At 61.7% G+C, this 26,406-nt stretch carries 28 protein-coding genes and 1 pseudogene; 9 read left to right on the forward strand and 20 right to left on the reverse strand.

All coding sequences use genetic code 11. From position 1 onward, the window contains the following. Window positions 1-429: 429 nt before the first annotated feature. The 7 genes from BLW21_RS18485 to BLW21_RS22005 all read right to left on the reverse strand — a co-directional run bounded on the left by BLW21_RS18485 (window position 430) and on the right by BLW21_RS22005 (window position 6,435). The gene (locus BLW21_RS18485) at window positions 430-2,811 is read right to left on the reverse strand and encodes a multicopper oxidase domain-containing protein (protein ID WP_092743183.1); all 2,382 of its coding nucleotides are present in this window, start codon (window positions 2,809-2,811) and stop codon (window positions 430-432) included. 6 nt (window positions 2,812-2,817) lie between these two features. Further along, window positions 2,818-4,065, reverse strand: a complete 1,248-nt coding sequence (locus BLW21_RS18490; RefSeq protein ID WP_092743185.1) for a DUF2231 domain-containing protein — start codon at window positions 4,063-4,065, stop codon at window positions 2,818-2,820. A 373-nt stretch (window positions 4,066-4,438) separates the two neighbouring features. After that, window positions 4,439-4,648, reverse strand: coding sequence for a heavy-metal-associated domain-containing protein (locus BLW21_RS18495; protein WP_092743187.1), 210 nt, complete (start codon window positions 4,646-4,648; stop codon window positions 4,439-4,441). A 127-nt stretch (window positions 4,649-4,775) separates the two neighbouring features. Then, window positions 4,776-4,901 (reverse strand): hypothetical protein, encoded by a 126-nt coding sequence (locus BLW21_RS22000; protein WP_262490457.1) that lies wholly within the window; start codon window positions 4,899-4,901, stop codon window positions 4,776-4,778. 179 nt (window positions 4,902-5,080) lie between these two features. Beyond that, a complete protein-coding gene (locus tag BLW21_RS18500) occupies window positions 5,081-5,728 on the reverse strand; it encodes a class I SAM-dependent methyltransferase (RefSeq protein ID WP_217633890.1) in 648 nt (215 codons plus the stop codon). A gap of 108 nt (window positions 5,729-5,836) precedes the next feature. Further along, complete coding sequence (locus tag BLW21_RS18505) at window positions 5,837-6,217, reverse strand: DUF6799 domain-containing protein (protein ID WP_092743228.1); 381 nt, start codon at window positions 6,215-6,217, stop codon at window positions 5,837-5,839. Window positions 6,218-6,309: 92 nt separating this feature from the next. Beyond that, the gene (locus tag BLW21_RS22005) at window positions 6,310-6,435 is read right to left on the reverse strand and encodes a hypothetical protein (RefSeq protein WP_262490458.1); all 126 of its coding nucleotides are present in this window, start codon (window positions 6,433-6,435) and stop codon (window positions 6,310-6,312) included. Window positions 6,436-6,587: 152 nt separating this feature from the next. Here BLW21_RS22005 and BLW21_RS18510 point away from each other — a divergent pair, with 152 nt between their 5' ends. Beyond that, on the forward strand, window positions 6,588-8,144 hold the full coding sequence (locus BLW21_RS18510) for an IS1182 family transposase (protein ID WP_139255310.1): 1,557 nt from the start codon (window positions 6,588-6,590) through the stop codon (window positions 8,142-8,144). Between the two features lie 353 nt (window positions 8,145-8,497). Here the strand turns inward: BLW21_RS18510 and BLW21_RS18515 are convergent, their stop codons facing one another. From BLW21_RS18515 to BLW21_RS18570, 13 genes are all read right to left on the reverse strand, one after another. After that, window positions 8,498-9,088 (reverse strand): ceramidase domain-containing protein, encoded by a 591-nt coding sequence (locus BLW21_RS18515; RefSeq protein WP_092743192.1) that lies wholly within the window; start codon window positions 9,086-9,088, stop codon window positions 8,498-8,500. Window positions 9,089-9,182: 94 nt separating this feature from the next. Next, a complete protein-coding gene (locus BLW21_RS18520) occupies window positions 9,183-9,518 on the reverse strand; it encodes a four-helix bundle copper-binding protein (RefSeq protein ID WP_092743230.1) in 336 nt (111 codons plus the stop codon). A gap of 115 nt (window positions 9,519-9,633) precedes the next feature. Further along, on the reverse strand, window positions 9,634-10,218 hold the full coding sequence (locus BLW21_RS18525) for an AraC family transcriptional regulator (RefSeq protein WP_092743194.1): 585 nt from the start codon (window positions 10,216-10,218) through the stop codon (window positions 9,634-9,636). Window positions 10,219-10,228: 10 nt separating this feature from the next. After that, window positions 10,229-13,450, reverse strand: a complete 3,222-nt coding sequence (locus tag BLW21_RS18530; protein ID WP_092743196.1) for an efflux RND transporter permease subunit — start codon at window positions 13,448-13,450, stop codon at window positions 10,229-10,231. Between the two features lie 100 nt (window positions 13,451-13,550). Continuing rightward, window positions 13,551-14,036 carry a YybH family protein gene (locus tag BLW21_RS18535; RefSeq protein WP_217633891.1) on the reverse strand — a complete coding sequence of 162 codons (486 nt, stop codon included), beginning with the start codon at window positions 14,034-14,036 and terminating at the stop codon, window positions 13,551-13,553. Between the two features lie 61 nt (window positions 14,037-14,097). Further along, the gene (locus BLW21_RS18540) at window positions 14,098-15,243 is read right to left on the reverse strand and encodes an efflux RND transporter periplasmic adaptor subunit (protein WP_092743200.1); all 1,146 of its coding nucleotides are present in this window, start codon (window positions 15,241-15,243) and stop codon (window positions 14,098-14,100) included. A 12-nt stretch (window positions 15,244-15,255) separates the two neighbouring features. Beyond that, a complete protein-coding gene (locus BLW21_RS18545) occupies window positions 15,256-15,885 on the reverse strand; it encodes a hypothetical protein (RefSeq protein ID WP_092743202.1) in 630 nt (209 codons plus the stop codon). A gap of 12 nt (window positions 15,886-15,897) precedes the next feature. Further along, window positions 15,898-17,145, reverse strand: a complete 1,248-nt coding sequence (locus BLW21_RS18550) for a TolC family protein (protein WP_092743204.1) — start codon at window positions 17,143-17,145, stop codon at window positions 15,898-15,900. Window positions 17,146-17,249: 104 nt separating this feature from the next. Continuing rightward, the gene (locus BLW21_RS18555; RefSeq protein WP_092743206.1) at window positions 17,250-17,804 is read right to left on the reverse strand and encodes a heavy metal-binding domain-containing protein; all 555 of its coding nucleotides are present in this window, start codon (window positions 17,802-17,804) and stop codon (window positions 17,250-17,252) included. A gap of 48 nt (window positions 17,805-17,852) precedes the next feature. Further along, on the reverse strand, window positions 17,853-18,554 hold the full coding sequence (locus tag BLW21_RS18560; protein ID WP_092743208.1) for a DUF305 domain-containing protein: 702 nt from the start codon (window positions 18,552-18,554) through the stop codon (window positions 17,853-17,855). Between the two features lie 58 nt (window positions 18,555-18,612). Next, on the reverse strand, window positions 18,613-19,572 hold the full coding sequence (locus tag BLW21_RS18565) for a heavy metal-binding domain-containing protein (protein WP_092743210.1): 960 nt from the start codon (window positions 19,570-19,572) through the stop codon (window positions 18,613-18,615). A gap of 65 nt (window positions 19,573-19,637) precedes the next feature. Continuing rightward, on the reverse strand, window positions 19,638-19,769 hold the full coding sequence (locus tag BLW21_RS22010; RefSeq protein ID WP_262490459.1) for a hypothetical protein: 132 nt from the start codon (window positions 19,767-19,769) through the stop codon (window positions 19,638-19,640). 131 nt (window positions 19,770-19,900) lie between these two features. Continuing rightward, window positions 19,901-20,407 carry a hypothetical protein gene (locus tag BLW21_RS18570; RefSeq protein WP_139255311.1) on the reverse strand — a complete coding sequence of 169 codons (507 nt, stop codon included), beginning with the start codon at window positions 20,405-20,407 and terminating at the stop codon, window positions 19,901-19,903. Between the two features lie 367 nt (window positions 20,408-20,774). Here BLW21_RS18570 and BLW21_RS18575 point away from each other — a divergent pair, with 367 nt between their 5' ends. The 8 genes and pseudogenes from BLW21_RS18575 to BLW21_RS21315 form a co-directional block, all read left to right on the forward strand. Continuing rightward, complete coding sequence (locus tag BLW21_RS18575) at window positions 20,775-23,108, forward strand: heavy metal translocating P-type ATPase (protein WP_092743214.1); 2,334 nt, start codon at window positions 20,775-20,777, stop codon at window positions 23,106-23,108. Between the two features lie 36 nt (window positions 23,109-23,144). Next, window positions 23,145-23,522 carry a cupredoxin domain-containing protein gene (locus tag BLW21_RS18580; protein WP_092743216.1) on the forward strand — a complete coding sequence of 126 codons (378 nt, stop codon included), beginning with the start codon at window positions 23,145-23,147 and terminating at the stop codon, window positions 23,520-23,522. Between the two features lie 5 nt (window positions 23,523-23,527). After that, window positions 23,528-24,154 (forward strand): helix-turn-helix domain-containing protein, encoded by a 627-nt coding sequence (locus BLW21_RS18585; RefSeq protein ID WP_092743218.1) that lies wholly within the window; start codon window positions 23,528-23,530, stop codon window positions 24,152-24,154. A 140-nt stretch (window positions 24,155-24,294) separates the two neighbouring features. Further along, entirely contained in the window at window positions 24,295-24,900 is a 606-nt protein-coding gene (locus BLW21_RS18590; RefSeq protein ID WP_245711961.1) for a DUF305 domain-containing protein, read from the forward strand. Between the two features lie 72 nt (window positions 24,901-24,972). Then, window positions 24,973-25,287, forward strand: a complete 315-nt coding sequence (locus BLW21_RS18595; protein WP_092743222.1) for a DUF6122 family protein — start codon at window positions 24,973-24,975, stop codon at window positions 25,285-25,287. A gap of 44 nt (window positions 25,288-25,331) precedes the next feature. After that, window positions 25,332-25,640 carry a hypothetical protein gene (locus BLW21_RS18600; RefSeq protein ID WP_092743224.1) on the forward strand — a complete coding sequence of 103 codons (309 nt, stop codon included), beginning with the start codon at window positions 25,332-25,334 and terminating at the stop codon, window positions 25,638-25,640. 49 nt (window positions 25,641-25,689) lie between these two features. Continuing rightward, window positions 25,690-26,040, forward strand: a complete 351-nt coding sequence (locus BLW21_RS18605) for a hypothetical protein (RefSeq protein ID WP_092743226.1) — start codon at window positions 25,690-25,692, stop codon at window positions 26,038-26,040. A 40-nt stretch (window positions 26,041-26,080) separates the two neighbouring features. Beyond that, window positions 26,081-26,406: pseudogene (locus BLW21_RS21315) on the forward strand (DUF6503 family protein); the annotation flags it as partial.

The raw sequence follows: 26,406 nt of genomic DNA on the forward strand, positions 1-26,406 counted from the left end.
TCGTTGAAGGGCCGCCGGGGAAGGGCCCGCTGATGTAGCTTGTTTATTTGCGCGGCTCGGTGGTCGTGCCCTGATTGGCCGAACAGGCTGCCAGCAACAGCGTCAGCCCCGCCGCAAGCGCGGGTTGTAGTAGCATAAACATTCGGGTTAGATGGCCTGCAACGGGCCGGACCACTATTCTTGGTTTACGGTGCTATTTACGCCTTGGTTAAACACAATTGCCGCGCTGGCTTGCATAATTAGGGGCAGGATGCACCTTCTACCGCCACCTTGCACTTTTTGCGCCTGCGACTTGGCACGTCCCGGACCAAGTCGCCCCCGAAGAATGCCCGATGACATTTGCGCTCCTGAAAGATGCACCAATCGTTTCTTCAAAAAGAAAATGGGAAGCCCAACAACCAAACCCCGAACACCGCCTGGAAAACGCCGCTAATAGTGAAACGTTAGGCCGGCGCCCCAGCCGTACTGGTTGTCGTAGTTAGTGCTCAGCGAGGCGTATTTGCTGACCATGTAGCGGAAGCCAATGTTAAACTCCTTGTCGGTGTTGCCGCTGATGTCCATGAACACGTTGTTGCTCAAGGGAAGGTCGCGGCGCTCCAAGCGCAGGCGCAGCTGGCCAGTCAGGTCCGTGCGCAGTTCGGCGCGCACCAGCAGGGGCAGCAGGTAGTAGGCACCAAACTCGGCCTGCCGGCGGAAGTTGCGGTTGTTTTCCGAGGTGCGGCGGTTGCCGCCTTCGGCATCGGCGGCCGAGCGTAGGGTTTTGTTGTCGCGGAAGTCGTAGCCGATGAACACTGACAGGAACTGGCGATTGTCGAGGTAGCGCAGCAGGTGGGTTTCGGTTTCGTAGTTGCCCTGGTAGTTCACGCGGCCCTCAAATTCCAGCGCGTTGCGGTTGTTGGACAGGTTGGCTTCCAGAAAAGCCCCTTGCGAGTGCACCGCCAGGTCCGCCCACGGGTAAACGGCATTGTCTTCCTTCTTAAGCACTTTATAGTCGGTTTTGCCATATTCGTTCTGCGGGCTGGCCTCGTAGCTGATGACGCGGGCCATACCGGCCATCATGTGGTAGAGGATGTGGCAGTGAAAAAACCAGTCCTGCTCTTCGTTGGCGTCGAACTCGATGGTCACGGTGCCCATGGACTGGATGTCGAAGGTGTGCTTCATGGGCGAATAAGCTCCCTGGGCGTTCACGAGCCGGAAAAAGTGCCCGTGCAGGTGCAGCGGGTGGCGCATCATGGTAGTATTGGTGAAGGTCATGCGCACGTTCTCGCCCTTGCGAATCGGAATCTTGTCGGCTTCGGACAGGGTCTTGTTATCGAACGACCAGACGTAGCGCAGCATGTTGCCGGTCAGAGTAAGCTTGATTTCGCGCCATTGCTGCGTGGAGTCCAGCGTTGTCGGGTTCAGCGCCCGCAGCTGGTTGTAGTTAAAGTCGCCGCCCATGCCACTCATGCTGCCCATGTCCTGCATGCTGCCCATGCTTTTGCCCGCTTTTTCCTGCATGTTCATCGGCCGGTTCTCGGGCGAGGGGGCCGTGCTGGCGGGAGCGGTGCCGTTTTGCATGTTCATGCCGCTCATATCGGTGCCTTTCATGTCAGAACTGCCTTTCATATTCATGCCTTCCATGCCACCCTGCTGCTTGGTCATGCCACCGCCACCCATGTCCATGCCGCTCATATTGCCCATGCTGCCCATCTCGCGCATCATCTGGAAGTAGTTGATGCGGGGCAGGCCGGGGGCTTTCATCGCCTCGCCGTCGCCGATGAAGGTGGAGGTGTAGCCCGTAATGTCGCTGGCGGTGGCCCGGAACTCGGCCGCGCCCATCGCGGGCACGGTCACCAGCAAGTCGTAGGTTTCGGCCGTGGCAATTTCCAGTTTATTGACCGGGAACGGCTCCACGTTGATGCCGTCGGCCGCCACCACCTGCATGGGCCCGCCGGCGTACTGCAGGAAAAAGTACGAAGAAGCGCTGCCGTTGATGACGCGCAGGCGCACCACCTCGCCGGGCTTGGTATCCTTGAAATAGCCCTTCTCCTGGCCGTTGGTCAGAAACTTGTTGTAGTAGATGTCAGTCAGGTCCATGGCCGGCATGCGCCCCCACTCCTGCTTCACCTTGTCCTTGAAGTAGCCGGCGGCCAGCGCCTCGCCGTAGCTCTGGGTGGCGCCTTTCTGCACCGCGAACCACTCGCCCGTGCGCTTGAGGTAGCGCAGCACCTCCTTGGGGTTGTGGTCGGTCCAGTCGGAGAGCACCAGCACGTACTCCTTGAGCTGGTACTGAATCTGCCGGGGCTGAATGACAATGGACCCGTACAGGCCGTTCTGCTCCTGCAGCATGGTGTGGGAGTGGTACCAGTAGGTGCCGCTCTGCCGCAGCGGAAACACGAACGTGTGCGTGCCGCCCGGCTCAACGGGGGCCGTGTTCAGGTAGGGCACGCCGTCGTATTCGTTGGGCAGCAGGATGCCGTGCCAGTGAATACTGGTTTCCACGTTCATTTGGTTATGCACCCGAATGACGGCCGTGTCGCCCTCGTTAAAACGCAGCGTGGGGGCCGGAATCTGGCCGTTGATAGCAATGCCGACCCGGGTTTTGCCGGTGTAGTTCACCTGGCGCTCGTCCACGTACAAATCGTACTCCACGCGTTTGCCCGCGTAGTTCGCGCGGGGCTCCACCACGTGCCCCATCAATTCCTTGGCGGGCGGGACGGAAACCGTGCCGTTGGCGTCCTTGCGCTTGGGCATGGCCGAGTGCTGCGGGGTTTGCGCCCAAGCCTGCACGGCCAGCAGCAGCAGGGGAAATAGTATCGATAGTCTCATCAGTCGTTAGTTGTCCTTCTTGGATTGATTCAAGGCGGGGTTGTTGTCCTTGAAGCGGAACTTGTCCATTGGGCTGGGCATCGCCATGCCGGGCATAGCCTTGCTCTCACCCATGCCCGGCATGCCTTTCATGTCGGCGCCACCCTGCGTGTCCATGCCGGACGGGTCCTGCCCTTTTTTCATGCCCGGCATGTCGCTCATGTTATCCATTCCCGCCTTGTTCGCGGCCGGCTTTCGGGTGCGCGAGGGCTTTTTATCCATCTTCATGTTGGGCATATCCGCCATGTTGCCCATGCCCTCCATGCCCTCCATCGAAGCCGGGGCTTTAGTGGGCTTTTTGGCACCGGCCGGTGGCCGGTCCATACCGGGCATGTTATCCATGCCCTTCATGCCGGGCATATCCGCCATTTGGTTCTTGCCGGCTGGGCGGCGCATGTCCATCCCTTCGGGGACGGATGACTGTTTTTTCGCGGCGGGCATGTTCATTCCGGGCATATCCGGCATCGCTTCGGCTGGCGAGGAAGACTTGGCGGAACGGTCTGGCCGGGATTTCGGCATCGGCATGTCGCCCATAGTGCCGGAGGGAGTCGCGTTATTGCCTTCTTTGCGGGCTGAACCGCTCATATTCATGCCTTCCATGCCGGTTGCCTGGCCGCCTTCACGCGTTGGGGCGCCGTCGTGGCCACCGTCGTTGAGCCCGGGTTCCTGGCCGTGCCCCTGCTCGGTTTGCCCTGCTGCTTCGTCGTGCGCGCCGGCTGCGGGGGCGTTCATGTCCTCTATTTCCCCACTGCCGCCGTGGCCATGGCTTTTGTCGAGCAGGTTGCCCTTGGGGCCCACGCCCTCCACATACACCAGCTGCGCGCCCCGGTGCCCGGCCACCGACAGCGTACCCGCCGCCGCCACCGCCGCCACCAGCACCAACACCTCGTAGGCCCGGCGCTGCACCTTAAAGTAAAACCCGATGCTGGCCAGCAGCAGCGTGATGCCCGAGAGCCAGGTGGTATAGCTCGCAAACTGCTCATGCTCCGCGAAAACGGCCGCGGCTTTGGGCGGCAAGCCCATGGGCAAAGCGTGGAACACGGTGCTGGCGGCCACCGCCCCGGCAAAGCCGCCGGCCATCACTGCCAGTGTTATCCAGCGCACCGCGGGCCATTCGCGGTACACCAATAGCCCCTGCAGCGCGGCGGCCAGCAGTATTAGAACGATGGGCAGGTGCACCACCAGGGGGTGCAGGTTGGGAAAACCTTCAAACATACGCGCGTGCTGAACAGGAATAAACGAAACCGAAAAAAGGGCGGAGCCGCTGCCAAAAACCTGGCCGTTCGCCGTTCTCAATCGAGTATTTGGTGGAAGCCCACCCGCCTTGAGAGCCCCGCCAGCGCCACCAATTCGTGACCTAACGCCGCCGCTGAACCAGCGCGAGTTCGCCCCCGGTCAGTTGGAAGGAGCGGCCGCTCCACCGGGTCTGTTTACGCCATCCGACGGGGGTAATGTTAGCTGCGATTACGGTTGGAGTGCTACATAATTCCATGTGATTGGGGCAACAGACCACGTTTTAACCGGCAGCGGGGCAAAACAAAACCGCCCGGCAGGGCCGGGCGGCGGATGTCACAGTGCGCGTTGCGAATTAAGCAGCCTGAATTTTAAATCCCGCATCCTCAACAGCCTGCATCACCTGCTCGGCCGTGAGCTGGTCAGAAGTCACGGTGAGCAGCTTGTCGGGGTTGGCCGTGTCCACCTGCCAGTTGCCGGCCCCGGCTTGTTGGTTGAGGGTGGGCGTCACGGCTTTGATGCAGCCGCCGCAATTAATATTGGTTTTAAACTGAAGGGTTTTCATGAGAGCAGAATTTAGGGTAAGCCGAGCGGGTCGGTTTCAAATAAGTAACGCTGAAAGGTAGCGGCTGGTGCGCCGCGAGGGGTACAGGATTGCGCCGGCAGCTTACATGATTTGTAGGCCTGTGCCCTCAGTGATGCCCGAGCCCATCGCCCAGCAGGTGCACGATGACAAATACGGCCACCGCCCCCAGCCAACCCACCGAAAAGGCGATGTGGGCCGTGAGCATCAGTTTGCGCAAAGAAGGTGTCAGCATCCTGAAGGGTTGATAAGTAATATAAGAGCCCATCCGCATAAGCCGTCATTTCTTTCTGATGCGGGTAGCTGATGCCCCTGGCCTCCAAGTGCGGAAGCAGGTACAAAATTTAGAAAAAGCGAAAGAAATTATCGGTGAAAAAAGCCCCCCGGCCTTTGGGGTGGGGGGCTCACGAAGCGTTAGCGGCAGGCAATGACCACGTGGCCCCACCAGTTAAGATAGCCGTAAAGGCCGGGGAATCGGGTGAAGCGGCGCGTAGTAAAGCCCGCCTGCTCCAACGCGGCTTCCAGCTCGGCGCGGGTGTAGAGGTTGGCATTCCACCACCGCCGAATGAGCCAGTCCATCCAGATGGACTGGCGGCTGATGAAGAGCACGAACGTGCCATCCGGCGCCAGCCTTTGACGCAAACCGGCCAGGGCCTCCGCCAGGCGGGCTTTTGGCAGATACTCCAGCATGGCCGCCGACACGATGAGGTCGAAATCGTGCCAATCAGCGGGAAGCTTATCGAGGGCCAGCACGTCGGCGGCCACAATTTCCAAATTGGGAACGGGGTGTTGCGCCAGGGCTGCCCAGAACCGACTGAGCATCCGCGGGGTCAGGTCGAAAGCGGCAAAGTGAGCCGGCAGCAGGTGGCGCGCGTTGAGGGCCGCGTGCAGCGCCAGGGTCGTGGCCCCGGTACCGCAGCCCGCGTCCAGCACCTTCAGGTGGAAACGCAGGAAATCCGCCTGCTCAAAAAACCGCTGCAGGCCCTGCGGATAGCGAAGCAGGTGAATAAACCCGTCGTAGAGCCGGTCGCGGGCGGAATACAAGCGACGGGCTGACGGCAAATCACGCCCGGCAGGCGGCAGAGAGCTTGGCATATACTCGTCATTAGAAATCAATTAGGGAGAGAAACGAATGAGTCAAAGCTTCCTCTGGCAGCTTGGCAGCGGGAACTACATCTTCATGTGGTTCATTTTTCCGCCTTTCATCATCTTGCCTTTATTCATCTTGTCCATGGTCGTCATCTCGCCGTCCATCATCATGCACTGGCCGTCTTTCATCATCATGGTGGTGCCATCCTTCATCCTGCAGGTGCCGTCGGTCATGCACATGGTACCATCTTTCATGGTCATGTTTTTGGTCATCGGCATCATCTTGCCGCCCTTCATCATCATCATCTTGCCGTCCATCATCGTGCAGCCGTCCATGGCCATCTTGCCCTGCTGGGCCTTTTTTGCCATCGGCTTGCTCTTGACAGGGGTGGTCTGGGCTTGTGCTAGGGAGAACACGCCACTGAGCACCACAAGGGACAGAAGTTTTATTGCGTTTTTCATGGGAATAAGCATTAAAAGCGAGAAAGTAAAACGAGTAATTACAGGAGAATGCTTTCCAGAATTTCAGAGAAAAGCGAGCTGGTGAAGCAACTCTATGCGTCTGTTCCGGTGACCGAGGGCTGCTGGGAAAAGCGTAGCAGGGGGATGCCGGTGTAGAAGCGGTACACGCAGTACAGGGCCAGCGCGTCGAACCAGTGCCAGAGGGCATGACCCGACACCCAGTGGTTGGCAGGGTCGGCCTTGGTTAAAAGTTTGGTACAAAGGTTAAACGAGCGGCTACTCGGTGGGCGTGTCAACGTGCCCTATAGCGCGGAGGGAGGAGCCAGAAAGGTGTGGTGGCTGTTGCAGAACGCGTGACCTACTAGGGGCTGTGCTTCGTAATAAGATGATGCAAGGCCAGAAGCAGTTTTCCGACAAAGAGGTCACCCACTTTCGCCTCTCCCAGCGCGTTCCCGCGCACAATTTCTACCGCCGACTGGCGGAGGTAGTGGATTGGTCGTTTCTCTATGAGCAGACACGGGCGCTCTACAGCCACACCGGCCAGCCCTCGCTCGATCCGGTCGTGTTCTTCAAGCTCGTGCTCGTGGGCCGGCTGGAAAACCTGGTCAGTGACCGCCGCCTCGTCGAGCACTGCGCCCTACGCCTCGATATTCTGTACTTCCTCGGCTACGAGGTGGACGAAGAGCTGCCTTGGCACTCGACGATTAGCCGTACCCGACAGCTATACCCGGTGGCAGTCTTCGAACAGCTGTTCGACCACGTCTTTGCCCAATGCGTGGCCCAGGGCCTGGTCGCCGGCGACACGCAGGCCGTGGACTCGGCCCCCGTTAAAGCCAATGCCTCCCTCTATCGGCTCTGTGAAAAGCAGCCACTTGAGACGTTTATCCCGCGGATGCAGCTAGCGGGAGAGCCCGCGTCAGAGGCACCATCTCCGCCACCGGCAGCCGTTTTAGACACCCCGGCACACGTGTTGCGCCGCGTGGCTACCCGCCAAGCCCACCACGGGACAGGACACTTCGGCGCGCGGCGCCCCCGCGCCCGCCTGGTGAGCAATAAAACCCACTATAGCCCCACGGATCCGGACGCGCGCATTTCCGTCAAGCTGGGCAAAGTTCGGGCCCTCAACTACCTCTGCAGCCTGGCCGTCGATACGGGCCACGGGGTAATCAGCCACGTGCAGGCCGATTTTGCTGACTCCCGCGACAGTGTCCACTTGCCTGGCCTGGTCACGCACTTGCACCAGCGCTTGCTCACCCATGGCTTGCCCCTGCAGGAGCTGGTAGCCGACACTAACTACTCGAATGGAGTAAACTATGCCCTGCTCGAACAACGCGGGATCACGCCCTGGATTCCCGTGTTCGGCCAATACAAGCCCGCCGTAGAGGGGTTTGCCTACGATGCCGAAGCCGACCGCTTTACCTGTGCGGCGGGTAAACGGCTCCCCTTCAAAAGTTTTGAAACGAGTCTGGACGGCGCCCTCTCCAAGACCTACCGCGCTTCCACGCGGGACTGCCGGCTCTGCCCCCGCAAGGCTATTTGTGCCCCAAAAACCAACAAACGCAAGATCACGCGCACGGCCTACGACCCGCACTACCGCCGCGCACTCGCCCGGCAACGGAGCCGGCAAGGGCAGCGCATGCGGCTGGTGCGTCAGAGCACGGTGGAACCCGTGTTTGGCAGCTTACTTCAACACTACGGACTGCGCCAGGTCAACACGCGCGGCCGCGCTAGTGCTCACAAGACGATGTTGCTAGCCGCCATGGCCTACAATCTCAAAAAGCTACTCAAGTACCGACCTCAACAGCAACTAGGACTCGCGCTCGCGCTGCCCAGGCCCCCTTCACCACCTTATCCCTTGCTTTTTCCAGCACTAAACCAAGGACGGCGGGTCCAAACGCTGGCCAGAAAATGGAAAGACAGCGGATGACCCAGAGTTCTGCAACAGCCACTGTGCCTTACTGGCCCCCACCAATCGGGGGCGGTAGTGCCGGTAGAAAGGGGGCCAGCAAGTGGAACCACTACCGTATGTTGCTGGCCCCACCTTATTGACCTGTTTGGCCCACTCAGCGAGTTTGCCTACCGCAGGGCCAACGACAACCAGTTCACTCCGGAGTGAACAAGGGGACGACTCGCTGAAAAGTTAGCTATCGCGCAAACTTCAGGGCGAGTTCGACTTCTCTGGAAGACCCTATAAAAGCCCACTCATTGTATGTAGAGGCAGTATTCATGGTCAAGTGGAGGCCTATTTTCAGCTCGCCGTTTAACCTTTGTACCAAACTTTTAACCAAGGCCAGGGTCGCAGACGAGGTGCTTCACGTCGAGCAGCCAGAGGCCGTAGCCGAGCAAAAAAGCCCCCCAGAATGCCCAAAACCAACCATACGGCGGCCGGTAGGATTGCCGAAAAAAGAGCACCGCTTCCAGCACGATGCAGCACAGCACGCTTTGCAGCGCGTACGAGGTACGGGCCAAATCTCGCTCCCAGAACAGCAAGCCGAAGAACGCCAGAAAGAACAGCCAATATATCCCAACAATGACAGGCTTGCGCCACTGGGTGAGCCGCCGCACGTTCATGGCAAACATGAACGCCGAGCCCAGGTAAATGGTCGCGAAGTCGGCAATGCCCCCCACCCACGTTTCCGAGGCGTGGAAAAAGGCGGAACCCAGCCCTGTGGCAATGGAGATGTACGCCAAGGGAAGCAGGTGGCGCGCGTCGTGCTTTCGGGCGTGCCGAAATATCAGGTAAGCCACTACCAGGAAGCCCAGGTTGGAAACAGTGTTGCCGGGCTGCCGCACCCAGCCGCAGAGCGATTCTTCGCAGAACTGGGCCGGCGAATACTCAAACTCGTGCCAGGGGCAGGAAGGGGATACCATGCACTCAGGTTGGGTGGGGCGCTAGGGCTGCCTGCCACTAGCAAAGCCTGACCTTGGCGGGTCAGGCTTTACCGGGCTATTCAGAAAAAGTTGGTTAAGCAGTGATGCCCTGGCGGCAGGCCTGCTCACAGCGGCGGCACGCCTCAGCACACTCGCGGCAGTGCTCCATGTGGGCGCCGTGCTTTTCGCACTCGTCGCCGCAGGCCTTGCATGTTTCGGCGCATTCTTTCAGCAGGTGCTGGGCGTGCTCCGAGCCGCGGGCCACGAAGCGGGCCGTGAGGGCGCATATATCGGCGCAGTCGCGGTCGAGCTGAATACAGCGGGCCATCATTTTTACGTCCTCCTCATTGAGGCAGGCGGTGGCGCAGTGTTCACAGGAGTTAACGCAGGCGTAGAGCGCGGCGAGGAGGCTTTGATTTTGGCTATGCATGGCGTGAAAGGTTAGGTGGATGATGGTGTCAACTGGTTTACTCCTAAAAGCCGACCTCGTTATGCACGATTGCCAGCATTTTCCTGCATAATTCATGCGATTTGTCAAAAGCATGCTATTGCTCGCCGCTCAGTTGACTCACCGGTGTGGCCAGGCACTGCTGCCGGTACTCGCTGGGCGAAGTGCCCGTTTCGCGCTGGAATTGCCGCGACAAGTGCCCCAAATTGCTATAGCCCAGCTCCCGCGCCACGCGGCCCACGGGCAGGGTTCCCTCGCGCAGCAGGCGTTGGGCCGCTTCCACGCGCTGCCGGATGACGTAGTGCTCCAGGCTCCGGCCCTCAATGGCGGAAAACACGTCACTCAGGTAGGCAAAACGCCGCTGCAGCCGCTCGCTGAGCTGCCGCGAAAAGTGCCCGCTGCGCAGCGCCGCCGGCTCGGTGGCCAGCAAGTGGGCAATGATTTCCTTGATTTGGGCCACCAGCCGCTGCTGCGGCGAAAGCTGGTCCAGCAGCTCAAAGCCTTCCGCTTCCAGGCACTGCCGCAGCCGGGGCCAGTCGATGGTAGCCGCGTCGTCCCGCAGCTCCACCTCCCCCAGCTCCACCCGGAGCGGCACCAGGCCCAGCTCCACGAGCTGCTCGCGCACCACTAGGATGCACTTGACGCAGACCATGTGCCGGATAAAAAGGAGCGTGGAGGCCATGGGTCGGCGGTTACAAGGCTGGCGATAAAGCGTCCTGGTCGGCGGGCGGCGTCAGCGGCTGCGTGTCCAGCTCCTGCGGGTGCTCATCGAGGCCTGTTTCGCGGTGCGCGGCGAAGTATTGGGCCAGCGCCTTATCCCCCACCAGCCAGAACACCACGGGCGTGACGATGATGTCGAGGAAGGTGGAGCTGAGCAGGCCGCCCAGAATCACGGTAGCCACCGGGTAGAGAATTTCCTTGCCCGGCGCGTCCTTGGCCAGCGTGAGCGGCACCAGGGCCAGCGCGGCCACCAGGGCCGTCATCAGCACCGGCACCAGCCGCTCCAGCGAGCCGCGAATAATCATGGACAAGCCGAATTTCTCGCCCTCGTGCTCCACCAGGTGGATGTAGTGCGAAATCATCATGATGCCGTTGCGCGAGGCAATGCCGGTGAGCGTGATAAAACCCACGAGCGAGGCAATGCTGAACGTGCCGCCCGTGAGCAGCACGGCCACCACCGAGCCGATAAGAGCCAGCGGGATGTTGAGCATAATCTGGCCCACCATCAGCGAGGACTTGAAGTGTGAGAACAGCACCAGGAAGATGCCGGCCAGCGAAAACAAACTCAGCCACAAAATCTTCTGCGAAGCCGACTGCTGGCTCTCGAACTGCCCACCGTAGGTGAGGTAATACCCAGGAGGAAGCTTCACCTGCGCATTTACTTTAGCTTGTATCTCCTTCACCGTGGAGCCCAAATCCCGTTCGGCTACGTTCAGGGAAATGGTGATGCGCCGTTGCGTGTTCTCATGGTTGACGGTGTTGGGCCCCGGTTCATAAACGATGTCCGCGACTTGGCTGACCGGAATCAGGGCGCCACTGGGGGTTTCAATGCGCGTCTGACCAATTGCCGCAATGTCGTTGCGTTGCTGCTCCGGCAGCTTCACCACCAGGTCGAAGCGCTTCTGGCCGTCGAGCATCTGCGACACCACCGCGCCTTGGAACAGCGTTTCCAGGTCGCGCACCACTTCGCCGCGGGCCATGCCGTAGGCGCGCAGGGCGTCGTCTTTGGGCCGGATGAGCAGCTGCGGAATCTGCACCTGCTTCTCTACCTGCAAATCCACCACGCCGGGCACGGTGCCGGCGGCGGCGCGCACTTCGTTGGCGTAGCGGCGCAGCTCCAGCAGGTCGTTGCCGAACACCTTAATGGCCACTTGGGCCCGCACGCCGCTCAGCAGGTGGTCGAGGCGGTGGGAAATGGGCTGGCCGATATTCACGTTCACGCCCGTTATCAAACTCAGCTTCTCCCTCATGTCGGCCAGAATTTCGTCGCGGCTGCGCATGGTCTTACCTTCCTTTTCCAGCTCTTCTTCCGTTTTAAAAGCCACCTCGATTTCCGAGTTGTTCACCGACTCGGCGTGCTCGTCGAGCTCGGCGCGGCCGGTGCGGCGGGCCGTGAAAGCCACCTCCGGAATCTTGAGCATCTGCTGCTCGCCCAGCGTGCCCAGCCGGTTGGATTCAGTGAGCGAAGTACCCGCCGGGGCTGAGAAGTTGACCGTGAGCGAGCCTTCGTTGAAGGGCGGCAGAAACTCGGTGCCGAAGAACGGAATCAACGCCATCGCCGCCACGAACAGCGCCCCGGTCACCCCAAGGATGGCTTTGGGATGCTGCAGGCCCCAGCCCAGCAGGCGGGTGTCCTTTTTCTTGAGCCAGCGCACCAGCCCGCCATCGGTTTCGGGGTGGTCCATCTGCTTCATCTTGGGCAGCAAATAATAGCACAGCACCGGCGTCACGGTGAGCGAAACGAAGAGCGAGGCCACGATGCTGGTGATGTAGGCAATGCCGAGCGGCGCGAAAATGCGGCCCTCCATGCCTTCCAGCGCGAACAGCGGCAAAAACACCAGCACCACGATGATGGTGGCGTACACGATGGAGTTGCGCACCTCGGAAGAAGCGGCATAGATGACTTTCAGCACCGGCTGCGGGTTGGCCTTTTGCTTGTTCTCGCGCAGGCGTCGGTACACGTTTTCCACGTCCACGATGGCGTCGTCCACCAGCTCGCCAATGGCAATGGCCAGGCCGCCCAGCGTCATGGTGTTGATGCTGATGCCCGCCGCCCGAAACACCAGCGCCGTGACCAGCAAGGACAGCGGAATGGCCACCAGCGAAATGAAGGTGGTGCGCACGTTCAGCAGGAAGGCAAACAGCACGATGACGACCAGAATGGCGCCGTCGCGCAGGGCTTCCTCCACGTTGGAAATCGAGGATTCAATGAACTCCGACTGCTTGAACAGGCGCGTGTTTACCCGCACGTCCTGGGGCAAGGAGGGCTTGAGCTCCACCAGGGCTTTTTCCACCGCTTCGGTCAGGCCCACGGTCGCGGCCCCGGGCTGCTTCTCGATGCTCAGAATCACGGCGGGCTGGCCGTTCACGCTGCCGTCGCCGCGCTTGAAGCGGGCCCCGAACTTCACGTTGGCCACGTCGGCCACCCGCACGGGCGACTGCGCGCGGTAGCCCACCACGATGTTTTCAATGTCTTCGACCGAGCGCAACCGGCCCAGGTTGCGGATGAGCACCTCCGAGCCGTTGCGGTCGAAGAAGTTGCCGGTGGTATTCAGGTTGGACTGGCGCAAGGCCTCTTCCACCTGGTTCACGGTCAGGCCGGTGGCGTTCAGGCGCGGCATGTCCAGCAGCACCTGGTACTGCAGGTTGTCGCCGCCGATGGGAATGACCTGGGCAATGCCCGGAATGCTGAGCAGGCGCTGGCGCACGGTGTAGTTGGCCAGTGTGCGCAAATCGGCGGCGTTGGTTTCCTTGCCGCCCGAGAGCCCCACCAGCATTATCTGGCCCATAACCGACGAAATAGGGCCCAGCACCGGCGTGATGCCCTGCGGCAGCTGCTCGCCGGTGGTTTGCAGCTTTTCGCTCACAATCTGGCGGGCCGTGAAAATATCGGTGCCGTAGTCGAACTCCACGAACACCATGCCCAGCCCGATGGCTGAGTTGGAGCGCACCGCCGACACGCCGGTGGCCCCGTTCAGGGCCGTTTCCACGGGCAGGGTTACCAGGGCCTCCACTTCTTCGGGGGCCATGCCGGGCGCTTCCAGGAACACGGTCACGCGGGGGCGGTCCAGGTCGGGCAGCACGTCCACGGGCAGCTGGTTCGCCGTGTAGGTGCCGGCAATGATGAGGCCCACGGCAAAGGCCAACATGAGCAGGCGGTTCTGCAGGGCAAAGCGAATTATCTTGTCTAGCATCGGTGGTTACGCAAAGAGGAAGAGACGAGAGCGGCCGGGTGGCCTCTCCCCTCCCAGAATCGGCAGCATCCTAGGTAGGAGCCCAGGCCCGCCGAACAGCTTATTTTTTGACGCGGGGGGTGCGGGCCGAGGAGTGAGTGCTCATGATTTGCCACTGCCCGGCGGCGTTTTTGCGCAGCACCGAGGTAGCCACCCCGCGGCGGACGATGGGCGCCTTGGCCTCTTTATCCTTAGGGTCCTTTTTCAAGTTGATGGTGTAGGTGTAGGTTTCCGTTGCAAAAGCATAGGGACCGTCGACCTGCACCGCCGCTTTGTAGTCGCTGAAGGTGAAGGCACTGAACTCCTTGAGCTCCGGGCCCAGATGGTGCTCGGCGTAGTGCCGGTAGGTGCCTTCCACCCCACCCGACTCGAACACCTGGGAGTTGGCCGTGAACAGGCGGGCGGTGCCCGCGGTGTCGAGCTTTTGCACGGCTTGCTGGTATTTGGTGAGCACCGCTTTCACGGCGGTTTCGTCGGCGGCGGAGCTGGCGGCCGGGGCCGTTTGGGCCTGCGCCGTTGCAGCGGCGAGGGGAAGCAGGGCGGTCATTACCGCGAGAGCAAAGAGGTTTTTCATGGGGAGGGAGAAAGCAGTCACCGCGTAACGGGACCTATTGATTGAGGTAAATGGATTTGAGCTGGTAGGTGCCGGCGGTGACCACCCGGTCGTTTTCGTTGACCTGGCCCTGCACCAGCACGGTCTGTTGGCCGTTGACGGCGCCGGGCTGCACGTAGCGAATCTTGAAGCGCTCGGGCTCGGTATGCACGAACACCACGGGCTTGCCGTTGAGGTCGGTGATGGCCGAAGTGGGCACTACCAGCTGCGGCGTACCGCCGCCGGTCTGGCCCACCACCTGCACGTTCACGGCTTGGCCGGCGCGGTAGGCGCTGCCCTCCTGGGCATCGAGCTCCAGCACCAGCTGCCGGGCCTGGTTCACGGGGTTCACCACATTGCTGAACACCACGAGACTGGCGGGTACGCCGGCCTGGCCCTGCAGGCCCTCCACCCGGAACCGGGCACCGGGCGTGACTTTGGCCAAGTCCTGGGCAAACACCTGGGCCTCCACGCGCAGCTTGCCGGGGTTGATGACGCGGAACAGCTCGTCGCCCTGGTTGACCTGCTGGCCCACGGCCAGGTTAAACACGTCCACCGTGCCGCTAACCGGCGAGGTGATACTGACGCGGCGCTGGCCGGCCTGCCCGTTCTGGATGCCGGCGTTCTGGCGGGCCTGGCGCAGGCGCAGCTCGGCAGCCACCACGTCCTTGCGAGCGGCGATGTCGGCAATACTCTGCAGGCGGGCGTAGTCCTGCTGGGCGGCGCGCAGCTCAGCCTGGGCATTGGCCCGCTCGGTGCTGAGGCCAATTTGCTGGGTGGCATCGAGCGTCTGCTCAATCACGGCCAGGGTCTGCCCGGCGCGCACGGCCTTGCCCACCTGCGCGGACAGGCTCACGATGCGGCCCGTCTGGGGCACCACCACGCGGCCTTCGCCCCCGGCGGCCGCCGATACCGTGCCGTAGAGCGTGGCCCGGCTGTAGGTAGTGGAGAAGGCGGCCAGGTTGGTGCGTACCTCGAACAGGAACTGGCTTTCTTTGGGCAGCAGCACCTCGTCGGTGAGGGCCACGCCGGTGCTGGCCTTGGCCTCGCCGCCGTGGTCTTCGCCGCCGTGCGCCTGCACCAGGCCCGGGGGAGGGAGCAGCACCGTCAGGACCAGTCCCGCGGCGGCCGTGGCCGCCAGGAATTTATGCTTGGTTTTCATATCGGGGGAGCATTAAGGGAAGGGGGTGCGGCGGCTGGCGGTCAACGCCTGCTCCGAGGTTTGCAGCACGGGCTCCGGGGGCTGGCGCCGGCGGCGCAGAAGCAGGGCCGTGAGGCCGATACCCAGCACAAAGGCCCCGGCCAGGGCCAGAATGGTTTTCCAGGACGAAAACAGCGACGGGGCCGCGGCGGGGGCAGTGGCCGCCACGGGCAGCTTCTCCCCGACCTTGATGCCTTCAAGCAGCAGCAAGTCGGCCGTCTCGCCGGCCACGACGTTGAGGGCAAAGCTGTAGGCCTTGTTGGCCGGAAACTGGCCTTCCACGAGGTACACGCCCGGCTCCTGCTCGGTCACCGCCCACTTTAAGTTGGCATCTTCCGGGGTGGTGAGCGTGAGCCTGGCGCCCTTAACGGGGGCGTTGGTGGCGTAGTCCGACAGGAACAAGCGCAAGTCGGCGGGCTTGCCTCCTTCCAGGGGCTCGTAGCGCAGCAGCGCCTCGAACTGTTCCGAGAGCGCGGCCACTGAAAACGACGTCGCGCCGGCCGCGGTGCCCGATTTGGGCCCGTCGCCGTGGTCTTCGCCCCCGTGGGCGTAGGCCGTGCCGCTTAGCAGCAGGCCCAGCAGCAAAATCAGGAGTTGTTTCATGATGGTTGACGGTTATTCGCCCCGCAGGTAGTTAAGCTCGACCAAAGCTTGGCGGTAGTCGCGGATGGTGGTCAGGTAGGTATTCTGGATGGCAAAGGCCTGGTTCAAACTCAGGATGAGTTGCAGGTAGCTCACTTCCCCGGCCCGGAACAGGCGCTGCGACTGGCTGATGATGGCCCGCGACTGCGGCACGCCGGTCTGCTCGTAGTAGCCCAGCGAGGCCGAGAACTTGCGCGTGTCAGCCAGCGCCTGCTGGTACTGCGAGCTGAGTTCCAGCCGTTGGGCTTGCAGCTGGTAGCCGGCTGCCTGGGAGCGGGCGGTGGCTGCCTGCAGCTGGGAGCGGTAGGTCCAGAACCAGATGGGTACCGACACGCCGAACTGAAAGCGGTACTTCAAAGCGGAATTCTCAAACGCTTGGTTCTGATAGCCCACCGTCAGTGCCGGCGTGCGGCGGGCCCGCACCAAACTGATGCCCGACTGGCTGAGCGCCACATTCTGGGCGGCGGCGGCCAGCGTGGGGCTGCGCACCAGGGCCGTGCTGTCTTCGGCGGGCAGGCCCGCGAGTAGCGCGGTGCCGGTTTGGGCCAGCTCCGTGCCGGTGCGGCCCAGGTCGGTGCTGGTGGCCAGGGCTTCGTTGGGCCGCCCCAGCAGCAACCCCAGGCGGCGCTGGGCGGCCTGCCGGTCGGCGGTGGCCTGCTGCAGCTGCACACTCACCTGCCGGGCTTCGGCGTCGGTGCTGATGCGCTGCAGCGAGGTGACTTCGCCGGCCGTGAACAAGCGCTCGGTGGCCAGGCGCAGCACCCGGAACAGGCTGTCCTGGTAGGTGAGCTGCCGCACCTGGGCCTCGGCAAACTGCAGCGCTAGGTAGGCCAGGCGGGTGTCGCGCAGCACGCTAGCCCGGCTCACGTCGCGGTTGCGCTCGGCCAGGGTGATGCCGGCTTGCGCCACTTTAGACTGCTGGCGGTACACGTTGGGCAGGTCGATGGTTTGCACCACGCCCGGGGCCCACATCTCGCCCGTGGGCGCCGAGAACAGAAAGTCCGGGTTGGCCGGCGCGAACGAGCCGCGCTTGAGGGCCCGCTGCTCCTCGATTTCGCGGTCGGACTGGCGCAGCCGCGGGTGCCGGCGCAGGGTCTGGGCCTCGGCGCTGTCTAGGCGCACGACGGTTTGCGCGCGCACCGCCGCCGGGCCCAGACCCAGGAGTACCAGGGTCAGCAGCAGCAGCCGGCTCGCCGCATGTTTCATTTTCAAATACTTCATATAGTCAGGTTAAGGCCAGTCATAGGGCCGCCCACCGTTGCAGCAGCAGACGGCCCAAGACGGAGAAAGGCCCGGACGCACTGCGTCCGAAAAACAGGCTCCGCCTAGGCTTTTTTGACCAGGGCCATGCCGCACTTCGGGCACGCGCCCGGCTTGTCGCTGGCGCTGCCTTCGCACTGCATGGGGCACTGGTAGGCGGCGCTCACGGCTTTGCCGGTTTTAGCCGCTGCGTCAAGCTTTTCGAACCGGGCCGACAGCGACTTGCCCTGGGCTTTGAGGCTGACAATGGCCGTGCGCACGGTGGTGCCCGCTGGAACCTGCGCCACAAGGTGGTCGCCGGTGAGCTTGAAGGCGGCAGTGCTGGTTTTGCCGGCCGTGGTCAGCAGCATCACCGAGCCGGTGGTGCCCGTGGGGGCCATGGTGGCTTCGTTGGCGTCGAGCAGGTACACGTGTACTTCGCCGGCCTGCTGCACCAGCTCCAGGTGGTAGGCGCCAGCCGTGCGCACCACGCCGCCGTGGGGCGACTGGTGGGCGTGGGTTTCGCCGGCCGCTTTATGGCCGTGGGCGGCGGCGCCGGGCTTGTGGCTGTGCTGGGCCTGGGCCGAGAAAGAAGCAGTGGCCACGAGGGCGGCGGCGAGCAGAATCTGATAAATCTTCATGGGGAAGGGGAAAGTGAGTTGCGAGAAAAAAGCAGGTAGCACGGAAGGCTACATTTTGTCGGCGTTGTTAGCGTGCCAGGTCTTGAAGGCGTCAATTTCCTTCTGCTGGGTGGCTATCATCTTCTCGGCCATGGCCTTGAGCTTGCTGTCTTTGCCGTGGGCCACTTCGGCTTTGGCCATGTCCATGGCGCTCTGGTGATGGGTGGTCATCAGCATGTTGAAGTTCATATCCGGGTTGGCCACCGTTTTGGGCGTGTTCGTCATCATGGTCGTCATCGACATCTTCATCTGGGCCGTGAACGGGTCGTTCGGGTCCTGGGGCTGGTAGTTGGTCGGGGCATTGTCGAGGCGGGTGGCCACGGCTTCCAGCTCCCCGATTTCCTGCTGCTGGTCGGCCTTGATTTTCTCGGCCATCTGGCGCATGGTGGCGTCTTTGCCGTCGCGCAGCTGAATGTCGGCCATGGCCACCGCGCCTTTGTGATGCTCGAGCATCATGTGGGCAAAGTCGTGGTCGGTGTTGCCCTTCATTTTCATGGCGTCCATTTTGGCCATCATCTCATCCATTGAGGCGTTCAGAGGCGAGGTGCCGGCTGTGGCGGCATTGCCCATGGCAGAATGGTCCATAGCTGTCATATCGCCGGCCGCGCCGGTTTCGGTGGCGGCGGTTTCCGTAGTGGTTTTGGTGTCGCAGCTGCTCAGCAACAGGGTGCCGGAACACAGCAGGGCGCAAAAAATGGCTTGGGTTTTCATGAGTTTGAGGGATTAGGGCAGGAAAAACGAGTGGGAAAAGCGCGGAGAACCGGGCTGCCTAGCTGGCGGCCGGGCCTTTCACATTAATGGTAAAGTCGCCGGTGTGAATTTTGCCGGCGTGGTTGAACTGCAGGAACACGCGGTACAGGCCGGGGGCTTCGAAGTTGGTGTTGAAGCCAATGGCGGGGCCTTTGTCGGCCTGGTCGTTGGGGTGCACGTGCAGGTAGCGCTCCGTGTCCTCGCTGATAACCACCACGTGGCCCAGCGCGCCGAGGTAGTTGTCGAGGTCGGTGACAGGCTGGCCGTCCTTGCTAATGGTGATTTTCATGCCCAGCAGCTGGCCCGTGTTCAGCGGCTTGTCGAACGCCAGGGTGGCCGAGTAGCCGTCCTTTTCCCACTGCATGTCGTCGTTCTTAAACTTGACCGGCGCATAGGTCGGGCCCTTCACCGAAATAGGCTGGCGGCCCAACTGATGGCCCGAGCCCGTGGGCGTATAGTCCTGAAACAGCACGTAGTCACCACCCTTGGGGAAAGTGTAGTTGACTTTGTAGTTGCCCTGGGCCGTGTACTCGGGATGCTCGTGGTAGAACTGGCCCAGGTCTTTGCTCACGATGATGAGGTGAATTTTCTTCTCGTGCACCACGGCCAGCGGGACGGGCGCCGCCTCATTGCCAACTTCCTGCGGCGTGAAGGCCAGCTGCGAAGGTTGGCCGGCCGTGAGCTGCATGGGCTGCGGCTCAAACTTCATGGCGTAGGACTTACCATTGGCAACTTGGTCGTTGTGTTCGAGCTTCATGCCGCACTTGGGGCACGTCTCCCCTTCCTTGGTGCTGGTCACCTCCGGGTGCATGGGGCAGGCGTAGGTGTGGCCGCTGGCGTGGTCGGCCGTGCCTTCGGCCGGCCCATCCGTAGGGGTCGTAACGGTTTTGGTGGCGCTGCTCGACGCGGAATCGGACGAGCAGCTGGCCACGGTTAACAGGCTGGCCAGGGCCAGCAGGGAAATGGGTATGCGGAACATAAAATGAGGGTTGGGTGAGAAAATGGGGTGGGGCGCCAGCATCGGCGACCCCGGCGGCAGCTGCGTTAGGCCTGCCACTGCTGCCAGAGCACGAAGCCCAGGGCGGCCGCCAGCACGGCGTAGAGCAGACCCGTGAGCAGCCGGCGCAGCGGGCCGCGGGGTGGCGGGCCGGCGGCCGGTTCGCAACAATCTTTCATTGCGGAGCAGGGTAAACCCGGAAGATTAGGGGGGAGAAATAGCCGGCTTAAGCGGCGCGACGGGCAAACGAAAAGGCCCGCCCCGGACACAGCATAGCTGTGCCGGCGCAAGCCTTAGCGCGTCGGAGCAATCAGACAGTCAGCGACTGGATGAAAATGCGGATGTCGGGTATTTTGGGTTTCAGCTGCCGGCGGGCCACCAGCAGCACGGGCCGCGTGCGGTCCCATTGTTGAAAGCGGACCACCAGGGCCAGCGGGGCCGGGGGCAACGCCACCGGCATAAACGTTATCTTCTCGATGCCAGCTTTCGGTGGGTGCGCCAGCGAAGCCCACACGGCAGCGGCATCGTCCTCGCAGCAGGCTCCTTTAGCGCCGTGCTTGTGCGAACCCGGCGTTTGCTTATCGTCGTGCTGGTGTTCGTGCTTGGCGGTAGCGCCGTGTTCTTTGCCGTGGGAGTGCGGCACCTGGTGCTCGTGCTTGTGCGCTGGCGTACCGGCCGGGTGCTTGTGCTGCTGTCCGACGGCCGGCGTGGTGGGCATGGCCAGCGCGCAGACGACCTGCCCAAAGAACACGTTGAGGAAGACCACCAGCAAGGAGGCCGCCATCGTGCGTCGGGAATAGGTCTTAAGTCGGAACATTGGTACGAAGCAACGACAAAATTATTCGAAAGGTTTGAAAGGCCCGCAACGCGCTTGCCTCCTTCCTGCGGCCAGACAGCTTGAGCGGCCCATGTTCTACCAAACTGAAAATGCGGGTTTCAGGGCGGTAACCGGCCCTGGAGCCCACCCGCCAAGCCCTTGCCCAATTTGCTCACTACCCTTCGGCTCTGGAAATCTTACAAGCCCAGCGGCCTAATCATGTACAACTGTGGCAGAATGTTGGCCTCGGCCAGGAATGTTGCAAGCGCTACGCTCAATTCTACACATCTATTGCCAACCGAAAGGAGTTTAGTTGGTGTTGATAAGACGTCAGCGGTTTGCTGCTTCGCCCTGTACCTTACTACTTATGGAAACCATTCATCCTCACCATCCAGCTCCGGCGGCGCCCGTGGGTCTGCCCCCGGCGCCGGCCGCCGGCACCGAAACGGCGACCCTCAACATCGAAGGCATGACCTGCGCCTCCTGTTCCAACTTCGTGGAGAAGGCCCTGAGCCGCACGCCTGGCGTCAAAAGCGCCACGGTAAACCTGGCCAGTGAAAAGGCCACCATTGAATACCTGCCGGGCCAGATTGACCGCGCCGGCCTGAAAGCCGCCGTGGAGCAGGCCGGGTACGGCGTGCACGAGGCCAACCCCGCCGTGGCCGCCAACGTGCTGGCCTCCGACGAGGAGCTCGACGCCCGCAAGGCGGCCGCTTACGCGAACCTGAAGCGCCGGTTTCAGGTGGCCGTGGTCTTGGCGGTAATTGTCATGGTATTGAGCATGCTCATGCTTTGGCCCGCGATGATGAGCCGTATTTCAACGCCCATTCTCAACTACGTACTCTTGGCCCTGACCCTGCCCGTGCTGCTGTACAGCGGGCGCGAATTCTTCGTTTCGGCTTGGAATGGGTTTATGCACCGCACCGCCAGCATGGACACCCTGATTGCCGTGGGCACCGGCGCGGCTTTCCTCTACAGCCTGGCCGCGACGCTGATTCCTGACTGGTTCATGGGGCACGGCATAATGCCCGAAGTCTATTACGATACCACGGCCACCATCATTGCCCTGATTCTACTCGGCAAGGTGCTGGAAAGCCGGGCCAAGTCCAAAACCTCGGCCGCCATCAAGGCGCTGATGGGCTTGCAGGCCAAAACAGCCCGTGTGGTGCGCAACGGCCAGGAGCTGGACATCCCCATCGAGCAGGTACTGGTGGGCGACGAAGTAGTGGTGCGCCCCGGCGAAAAGGTGGCCACCGACGGCCTGATTCTCACCGGCCGCTCGGCCGTGGACGAGAGCATGCTTACCGGCGAGAGCCTGCCGGTTGAGAAGAAGGAAGGTGACAACGTGTTCGGCGCCACCCTCAACAAAACCGGCTCCTTCCGTTTCCGCGTGAGCAAGGTAGGCGCCGAAACCATGCTGGCCCAGATTGTGAAGCTGGTCGAGGAAGCCCAGGGCAGCCGCGCCCCCATCCAGCAGCTGGCCGACAAGGTCAGCGCCGTGTTCGTGCCCGTGGTCATCATGATTGCCATTGCCACGTTCGTGCTCTGGTTTGACTTTGCCCCCGAAGCGAGCCGCGTGCCGCTGGCGCTGGTCAATTTCGTGGCCGTGCTCATCATTGCCTGCCCCTGCGCGCTTGGGCTGGCCACGCCCACGGCCATCATGGTCGGCACGGGCAAAGGGGCTGAGTACGGTGTGTTGATTCGCAACGCTGAAGCCCTGGAAAAAGCCGAGAAAGTGACCACCGTGCTGCTGGATAAAACGGGCACCATCACCCGTGGCGAGCCCGCCGTGACGGACTTCGTGCCCACCAACGGCGACACCCCCGCCCACCTGCTGCCCATATTGGCGGCAGTGGAGCGGCAGAGCGAGCACCCTTTGGCCGAAGCCGTGGTGCGCTACGCCGATAACCAGGGTAGTGCGCCGCTAGTGGCCACCGCGTTTCAGGCCTACGAAGGCCGGGGCGCCGGCGCCACCGTCGACGGACAAGTGATTCTGCTCGGCAATCGGCGCCTGCTCAGCGAAAACAACGTGGTGCTTTCCAACGATACCGAGCAAGCCGCGGCCCAACTACTGGGCCAGGCGAAAACCGTGCTCTACGCCGCCATCGGCGGGCACGTAGCCGCCCTGATTGGGGTGGCCGACACGGTGCGCGAGTCTAGTCTGGCGGCCATTCAGGCCCTGCAGGCCGACGGAATCGAAGTGGTGATGATGACCGGCGACAATCAGCAGACGGCCGCCAAGGTGGCCGAGCAGGTGGGTATTAAACGCTACTTCGCAGAAGTGCTGCCGGCCGATAAGGCCAGCAAGGTGAAAGAGCTGCAGGCCGAGGGCCGCGTGGTGGCCATGGTGGGCGACGGCATCAACGACGCGCCGGCTCTGGCGCAGGCCGACATCGGCCTGGCCATGGGCGGCGGCACCGACGTGGCCATGGAAGCGGCCGGCATCACGCTGATGCGCTCGGACTTGCAGGGCGTGGTCACGGCCATCGACCTCTCCCGCCAGACCATGCGCACCATCAAGCAGAACCTGTTTTTTGCCTTTATCTACAATACGCTGGGCATTCCCATCGCGGCCGGGCTGCTGTACCCGTTCACGGGGTGGCTGCTTTCTCCTATGATTGCCGCGGCGGCCATGGCCCTGAGCTCGGTGTCGGTGCTCACCAACTCGCTGCGTTTGCGCGGCTATCAGGCCAAGGCCTAACGCCGGGCTATTTCTCTCCCTTTTGTTCTCGTTCTCATGGATACTTCTCAAATAATCGTGACTGTGGTTGGGGTGGGCCTGCTGGCGTTTGTCGGCTGGTTTTTCTTTCTGGCGCCGCACCGGGTGGCGGCGGCCGTATCCTCCTCGGCGGGCGTGCAGCAAGTGGACATCCTGGTGAAGGGCGGCTACTCGCCCAACGTTATTGAGGTGGAGCACGGTAAGCCCGTGCAGCTCAATTTCTACCGCGACGAGGAAAGCACCTGCTCGGAAGAGCTGCTGCTGCCCGACTTCAACATCCGGCGGGACCTGGCCCCGTTTAAAACCACGGCCATTGAGTTTTTGCCCAAGCAAGCCGGTACCTTTGAGTTCACCTGCGGCATGCACATGCTGCGGGGGAGCCTGGTCGTTAAATAAGTGTGATGCTGCAATCTGCTACCTCGGTTTTGCCGGCCCCCGCGGCCGGGGCCACCCGCCTCTCCATTCGCAACATGGTGTGCCCCCGTTGCCTGCGGGTAGTGCAGCGCGAGCTGGAAAAGGCCGGACTGGTGGTGGATAATGTGGCCCTGGGGGCCGCCAACGTGCACACGGCCGATGGCAGCCCGGTGGATATGCCGGCGGTGGAAACCGCCTTGCAGGCGTTCGGCTTCGCCCTCGTCGACGACCCGCGCGACCAACTGGTGGAGCAGGTGAAGGCCCTGGTGGTGGAGCTCATCCACTACACCCCGGCCGAGTTGCAGCCCTATCAGACCTACTCCCACTTCATCAGCGAGCGGCTGGGCCGGTCCTACGCCTACCTCTCGCACCAGTTCTCGCTGCGCGAGGGCCTGACGCTGGAGAAGTATATCATCCGCCAGCGAGTGGAGCGTGCCAAGGAGCTGCTCAGCTACCAAGACGCTAAGGTGGCCGAGGTGGCCCGCCTGCTGGGCTACAGCAGCGCGGCGCACCTGACCAACCAGTTCCGGCAGGTGACGGGCTTGTCGCCTTCGGACTTCCAGGCCCTGGGCCCCGGCAGCGCCGGCCGGCTGAGCCTCCACAACCTGGCGTAGGGTTAGGGCTGGAAACTTTGCAACTAAATAGGGGGAATAGTGCACGAACCGGGGGAGGAAGTATGCCGTTTAGTCAGCGCAACACATGTTGTTGCTTCACTACAAAACCCTACCCTATGCTACGCACCCTTCGACTCCCCTTGCTCGCTTCCCTTCTGGCTTTTGGCGCGCTGACTTCCTGTAACAAAGACGATTCCGATGGCCTGATGGTCATTGCCCACGATGAAAGCGTGTACATGCGCAACATGCACGAGGGCATGGCCATGATGGAAGCCATGCCCAAAACCGGCGACCCCGACAACGACTACTCCACCATGATGATTATGCACCACCAGATAGCCATCAAAAACAGCCAGGAGGAGCTCAAAAGCGGTAAAAGCGCCGAGATGAAGGCCATGGCCCAGTCGATTATCGACAAGCAACTGGCCGAAATTACCCAGTTCAACGCCTTCCTGGCTGGCCACCCGGCGCACGCCCCGGCCGTGCCCGAGTTCAACGCCCTGCAAATGATGAACATGATGCAGATGATGAAAGCCGTGGATTTGCGCCCCTTGACCGGTGACCCGGACTTCGACTTCGCTCAACTCATGATTGACCACCACCAGGCCGCCGTGGAGAACTCCGACGCCCTGCTCAAGTACGGCCGCGAAAACGCCACCAAGACGCTTGCTCAGCAAATTATCACAGACCAGAAGATGGAAATCAAGATGCTCCAGGATTTTCTGCTGGCCAACAAAAAGTATTAGTCTGCGGCTCATTCACTTCTCCAAGAGCGGCTCCAGTGGGGCCGCTCTTTTGCTTTTCATTACTTGCTGCCTATGGTGCACATTCTTCTTCATTTGCTGGTGCCCGGTGTCGTGGCCCTGCTGTTTTACCGGCCGCGCTGGCGCCGGGCCTGGCTCATTTTGGCGGCGGCGCTGCTGCTGGACGTGGACCACGTGCTGGCCACGCCCATGTTCGACCCCGCCCGCTGCAGCATTAACTTCCACCCGCTGCATACTTACTGGGCCATGGGCGGCTACGTCCTGATGCTCTTCCCACGGGTTACCCGCGTGTGGGGCGTGGGATTTTTGCTGCACATGGTCCTCGATTACGCCGAGTGCTGGCAACTAGGCATCATCTGGCCGCAGTAATCAGCTGTCCAGTTTCTTGCGCACTCATTCCTTACTTCTCTTCTATGGAACCTTCCGATACGCTCTCCACCACCATGCAGCAGCTGCGCGGCCGGGGCTATGCTGAGGACTTTAACCTGCGGCCCGACTGCCTGTACTGCGTGGCCCGCGACCTGCGGCTAGCGCCCGAGCAGTTTAAGGTGGACGCCGTTTTTCGGTTTGAGGGGCCCTCCGACCCGGCCGACCAGTCCATCCTTTACGCCATCAGTGCCCCCGGCCTCGACCTACGGGGCGTACTCGTCAATGCCTATGGCGTATACGCCGACCCGCTGACCGCCACCATGGAGGCCCAGCTGCGCCTGCCACCGCGCTAAAGCTCCGCTCTTGCTTGCTTCCTGTCTTTTTTCATTACTTCCCCGTCCCATGCAGCACCAGATGTCTGAACCACTGTTTCCCGAGTACCTGCTGTGGATTTGGTTTGCCTTGACCGCCTTGTCAGTGGCCTACGTCGCCTGTTACCCGTTTCTCTTCACCAAGGAGGGTAAGAACGTGGGCAAAACGAAGCGGGGCGTGGTTCCTATTGCCAAGTTGTGGAACTTGGGGCAGCATATGCAGCGGCAGCTGAAGGGGACACCCTGGTGGTACTGGAACAAAAGCCAGGTTATGACAAGGGTACAAGAGATGAGCAAAGATGGAATAGCAGTCCGAAAGGTTGGTAGTAGGAAACTCGTTCTTGCCTGCCTACTGGGTACAGGTATTTCTTTGATTAGCTGATTTTATGAGAAATAATTGGTTTCGAGGGTGTAATTTTTTTTTGGCTGTAATACCCGCCGTCGCGCTTCTTTCGTGCCAGGAGGGAGTTGATAAAATAACCGTTTCTAAAAAGGCTAACAGCAAAGCCCAGGAGGTGGTAGACTTATCTATCAAAGCGCACGGCGGCAAATTGTTTGATAAAATCCGGGTTCGCTTCACCTTCCGAGAAAGGCAGTATACAGCTTTTAGAAAGGGTGGCTTTTTTACCTATACAAGAGCTTTTAGCGATTCTTCTGGCCAGGTGAAGGACGTGCTGCAGAACAACGGCTTTTACCGGGAAGTGAATGGCAAAAGGATTGACCTGTCAGAAGATAAAAAACTGGCCTA

Source organism: Hymenobacter psychrophilus (assembly GCF_900107135.1).
In the GTDB taxonomy this organism is placed as follows: domain Bacteria; phylum Bacteroidota; class Bacteroidia; order Cytophagales; family Hymenobacteraceae; genus Hymenobacter; species Hymenobacter psychrophilus.

What these genes read in the sequence shown, in the direction of transcription:
- BLW21_RS18485 (WP_092743183.1), bottom strand. Translation starts at nt 2,811, where the DNA reads ATGAGACTATCGATACTATTTCCCCTGCTGCTGCTGGCCGTGCAGGCT.
- BLW21_RS18490 (WP_092743185.1), bottom strand. Translation starts at nt 4,065, where the DNA reads ATGTTTGAAGGTTTTCCCAACCTGCACCCCCTGGTGGTGCACCTGCCC.
- BLW21_RS18495 (WP_092743187.1), bottom strand. Translation starts at nt 4,648, where the DNA reads ATGAAAACCCTTCAGTTTAAAACCAATATTAATTGCGGCGGCTGCATC.
- BLW21_RS22000 (WP_262490457.1), bottom strand. Translation starts at nt 4,901, where the DNA reads ATGCTGACACCTTCTTTGCGCAAACTGATGCTCACGGCCCACATCGCC.
- BLW21_RS18505 (WP_092743228.1), bottom strand. Translation starts at nt 6,217, where the DNA reads ATGAAAAACGCAATAAAACTTCTGTCCCTTGTGGTGCTCAGTGGCGTG.
- BLW21_RS18515 (WP_092743192.1), bottom strand. Translation starts at nt 9,088, where the DNA reads ATGGTATCCCCTTCCTGCCCCTGGCACGAGTTTGAGTATTCGCCGGCC.
- BLW21_RS18520 (WP_092743230.1), bottom strand. Translation starts at nt 9,518, where the DNA reads ATGCATAGCCAAAATCAAAGCCTCCTCGCCGCGCTCTACGCCTGCGTT.
- BLW21_RS18525 (WP_092743194.1), bottom strand. Translation starts at nt 10,218, where the DNA reads ATGGCCTCCACGCTCCTTTTTATCCGGCACATGGTCTGCGTCAAGTGC.
- BLW21_RS18530 (WP_092743196.1), bottom strand. Translation starts at nt 13,450, where the DNA reads ATGCTAGACAAGATAATTCGCTTTGCCCTGCAGAACCGCCTGCTCATG.
- BLW21_RS18535 (WP_217633891.1), bottom strand. Translation starts at nt 14,036, where the DNA reads ATGACCGCCCTGCTTCCCCTCGCCGCTGCAACGGCGCAGGCCCAAACG.
- BLW21_RS18540 (WP_092743200.1), bottom strand. Translation starts at nt 15,243, where the DNA reads ATGAAAACCAAGCATAAATTCCTGGCGGCCACGGCCGCCGCGGGACTG.
- BLW21_RS18545 (WP_092743202.1), bottom strand. Translation starts at nt 15,885, where the DNA reads ATGAAACAACTCCTGATTTTGCTGCTGGGCCTGCTGCTAAGCGGCACG.
- BLW21_RS18550 (WP_092743204.1), bottom strand. Translation starts at nt 17,145, where the DNA reads ATGAAGTATTTGAAAATGAAACATGCGGCGAGCCGGCTGCTGCTGCTG.
- BLW21_RS18555 (WP_092743206.1), bottom strand. Translation starts at nt 17,804, where the DNA reads ATGAAGATTTATCAGATTCTGCTCGCCGCCGCCCTCGTGGCCACTGCT.
- BLW21_RS18560 (WP_092743208.1), bottom strand. Translation starts at nt 18,554, where the DNA reads ATGAAAACCCAAGCCATTTTTTGCGCCCTGCTGTGTTCCGGCACCCTG.
- BLW21_RS18565 (WP_092743210.1), bottom strand. Translation starts at nt 19,572, where the DNA reads ATGTTCCGCATACCCATTTCCCTGCTGGCCCTGGCCAGCCTGTTAACC.
- BLW21_RS22010 (WP_262490459.1), bottom strand. Translation starts at nt 19,769, where the DNA reads ATGAAAGATTGTTGCGAACCGGCCGCCGGCCCGCCACCCCGCGGCCCG.
- BLW21_RS18570 (WP_139255311.1), bottom strand. Translation starts at nt 20,407, where the DNA reads ATGTTCCGACTTAAGACCTATTCCCGACGCACGATGGCGGCCTCCTTG.
- BLW21_RS18575 (WP_092743214.1), top strand. Translation starts at nt 20,775, where the DNA reads ATGGAAACCATTCATCCTCACCATCCAGCTCCGGCGGCGCCCGTGGGT.
- BLW21_RS18580 (WP_092743216.1), top strand. Translation starts at nt 23,145, where the DNA reads ATGGATACTTCTCAAATAATCGTGACTGTGGTTGGGGTGGGCCTGCTG.
- BLW21_RS18585 (WP_092743218.1), top strand. Translation starts at nt 23,528, where the DNA reads ATGCTGCAATCTGCTACCTCGGTTTTGCCGGCCCCCGCGGCCGGGGCC.
- BLW21_RS18595 (WP_092743222.1), top strand. Translation starts at nt 24,973, where the DNA reads ATGGTGCACATTCTTCTTCATTTGCTGGTGCCCGGTGTCGTGGCCCTG.
- BLW21_RS18600 (WP_092743224.1), top strand. Translation starts at nt 25,332, where the DNA reads ATGGAACCTTCCGATACGCTCTCCACCACCATGCAGCAGCTGCGCGGC.
- BLW21_RS18605 (WP_092743226.1), top strand. Translation starts at nt 25,690, where the DNA reads ATGCAGCACCAGATGTCTGAACCACTGTTTCCCGAGTACCTGCTGTGG.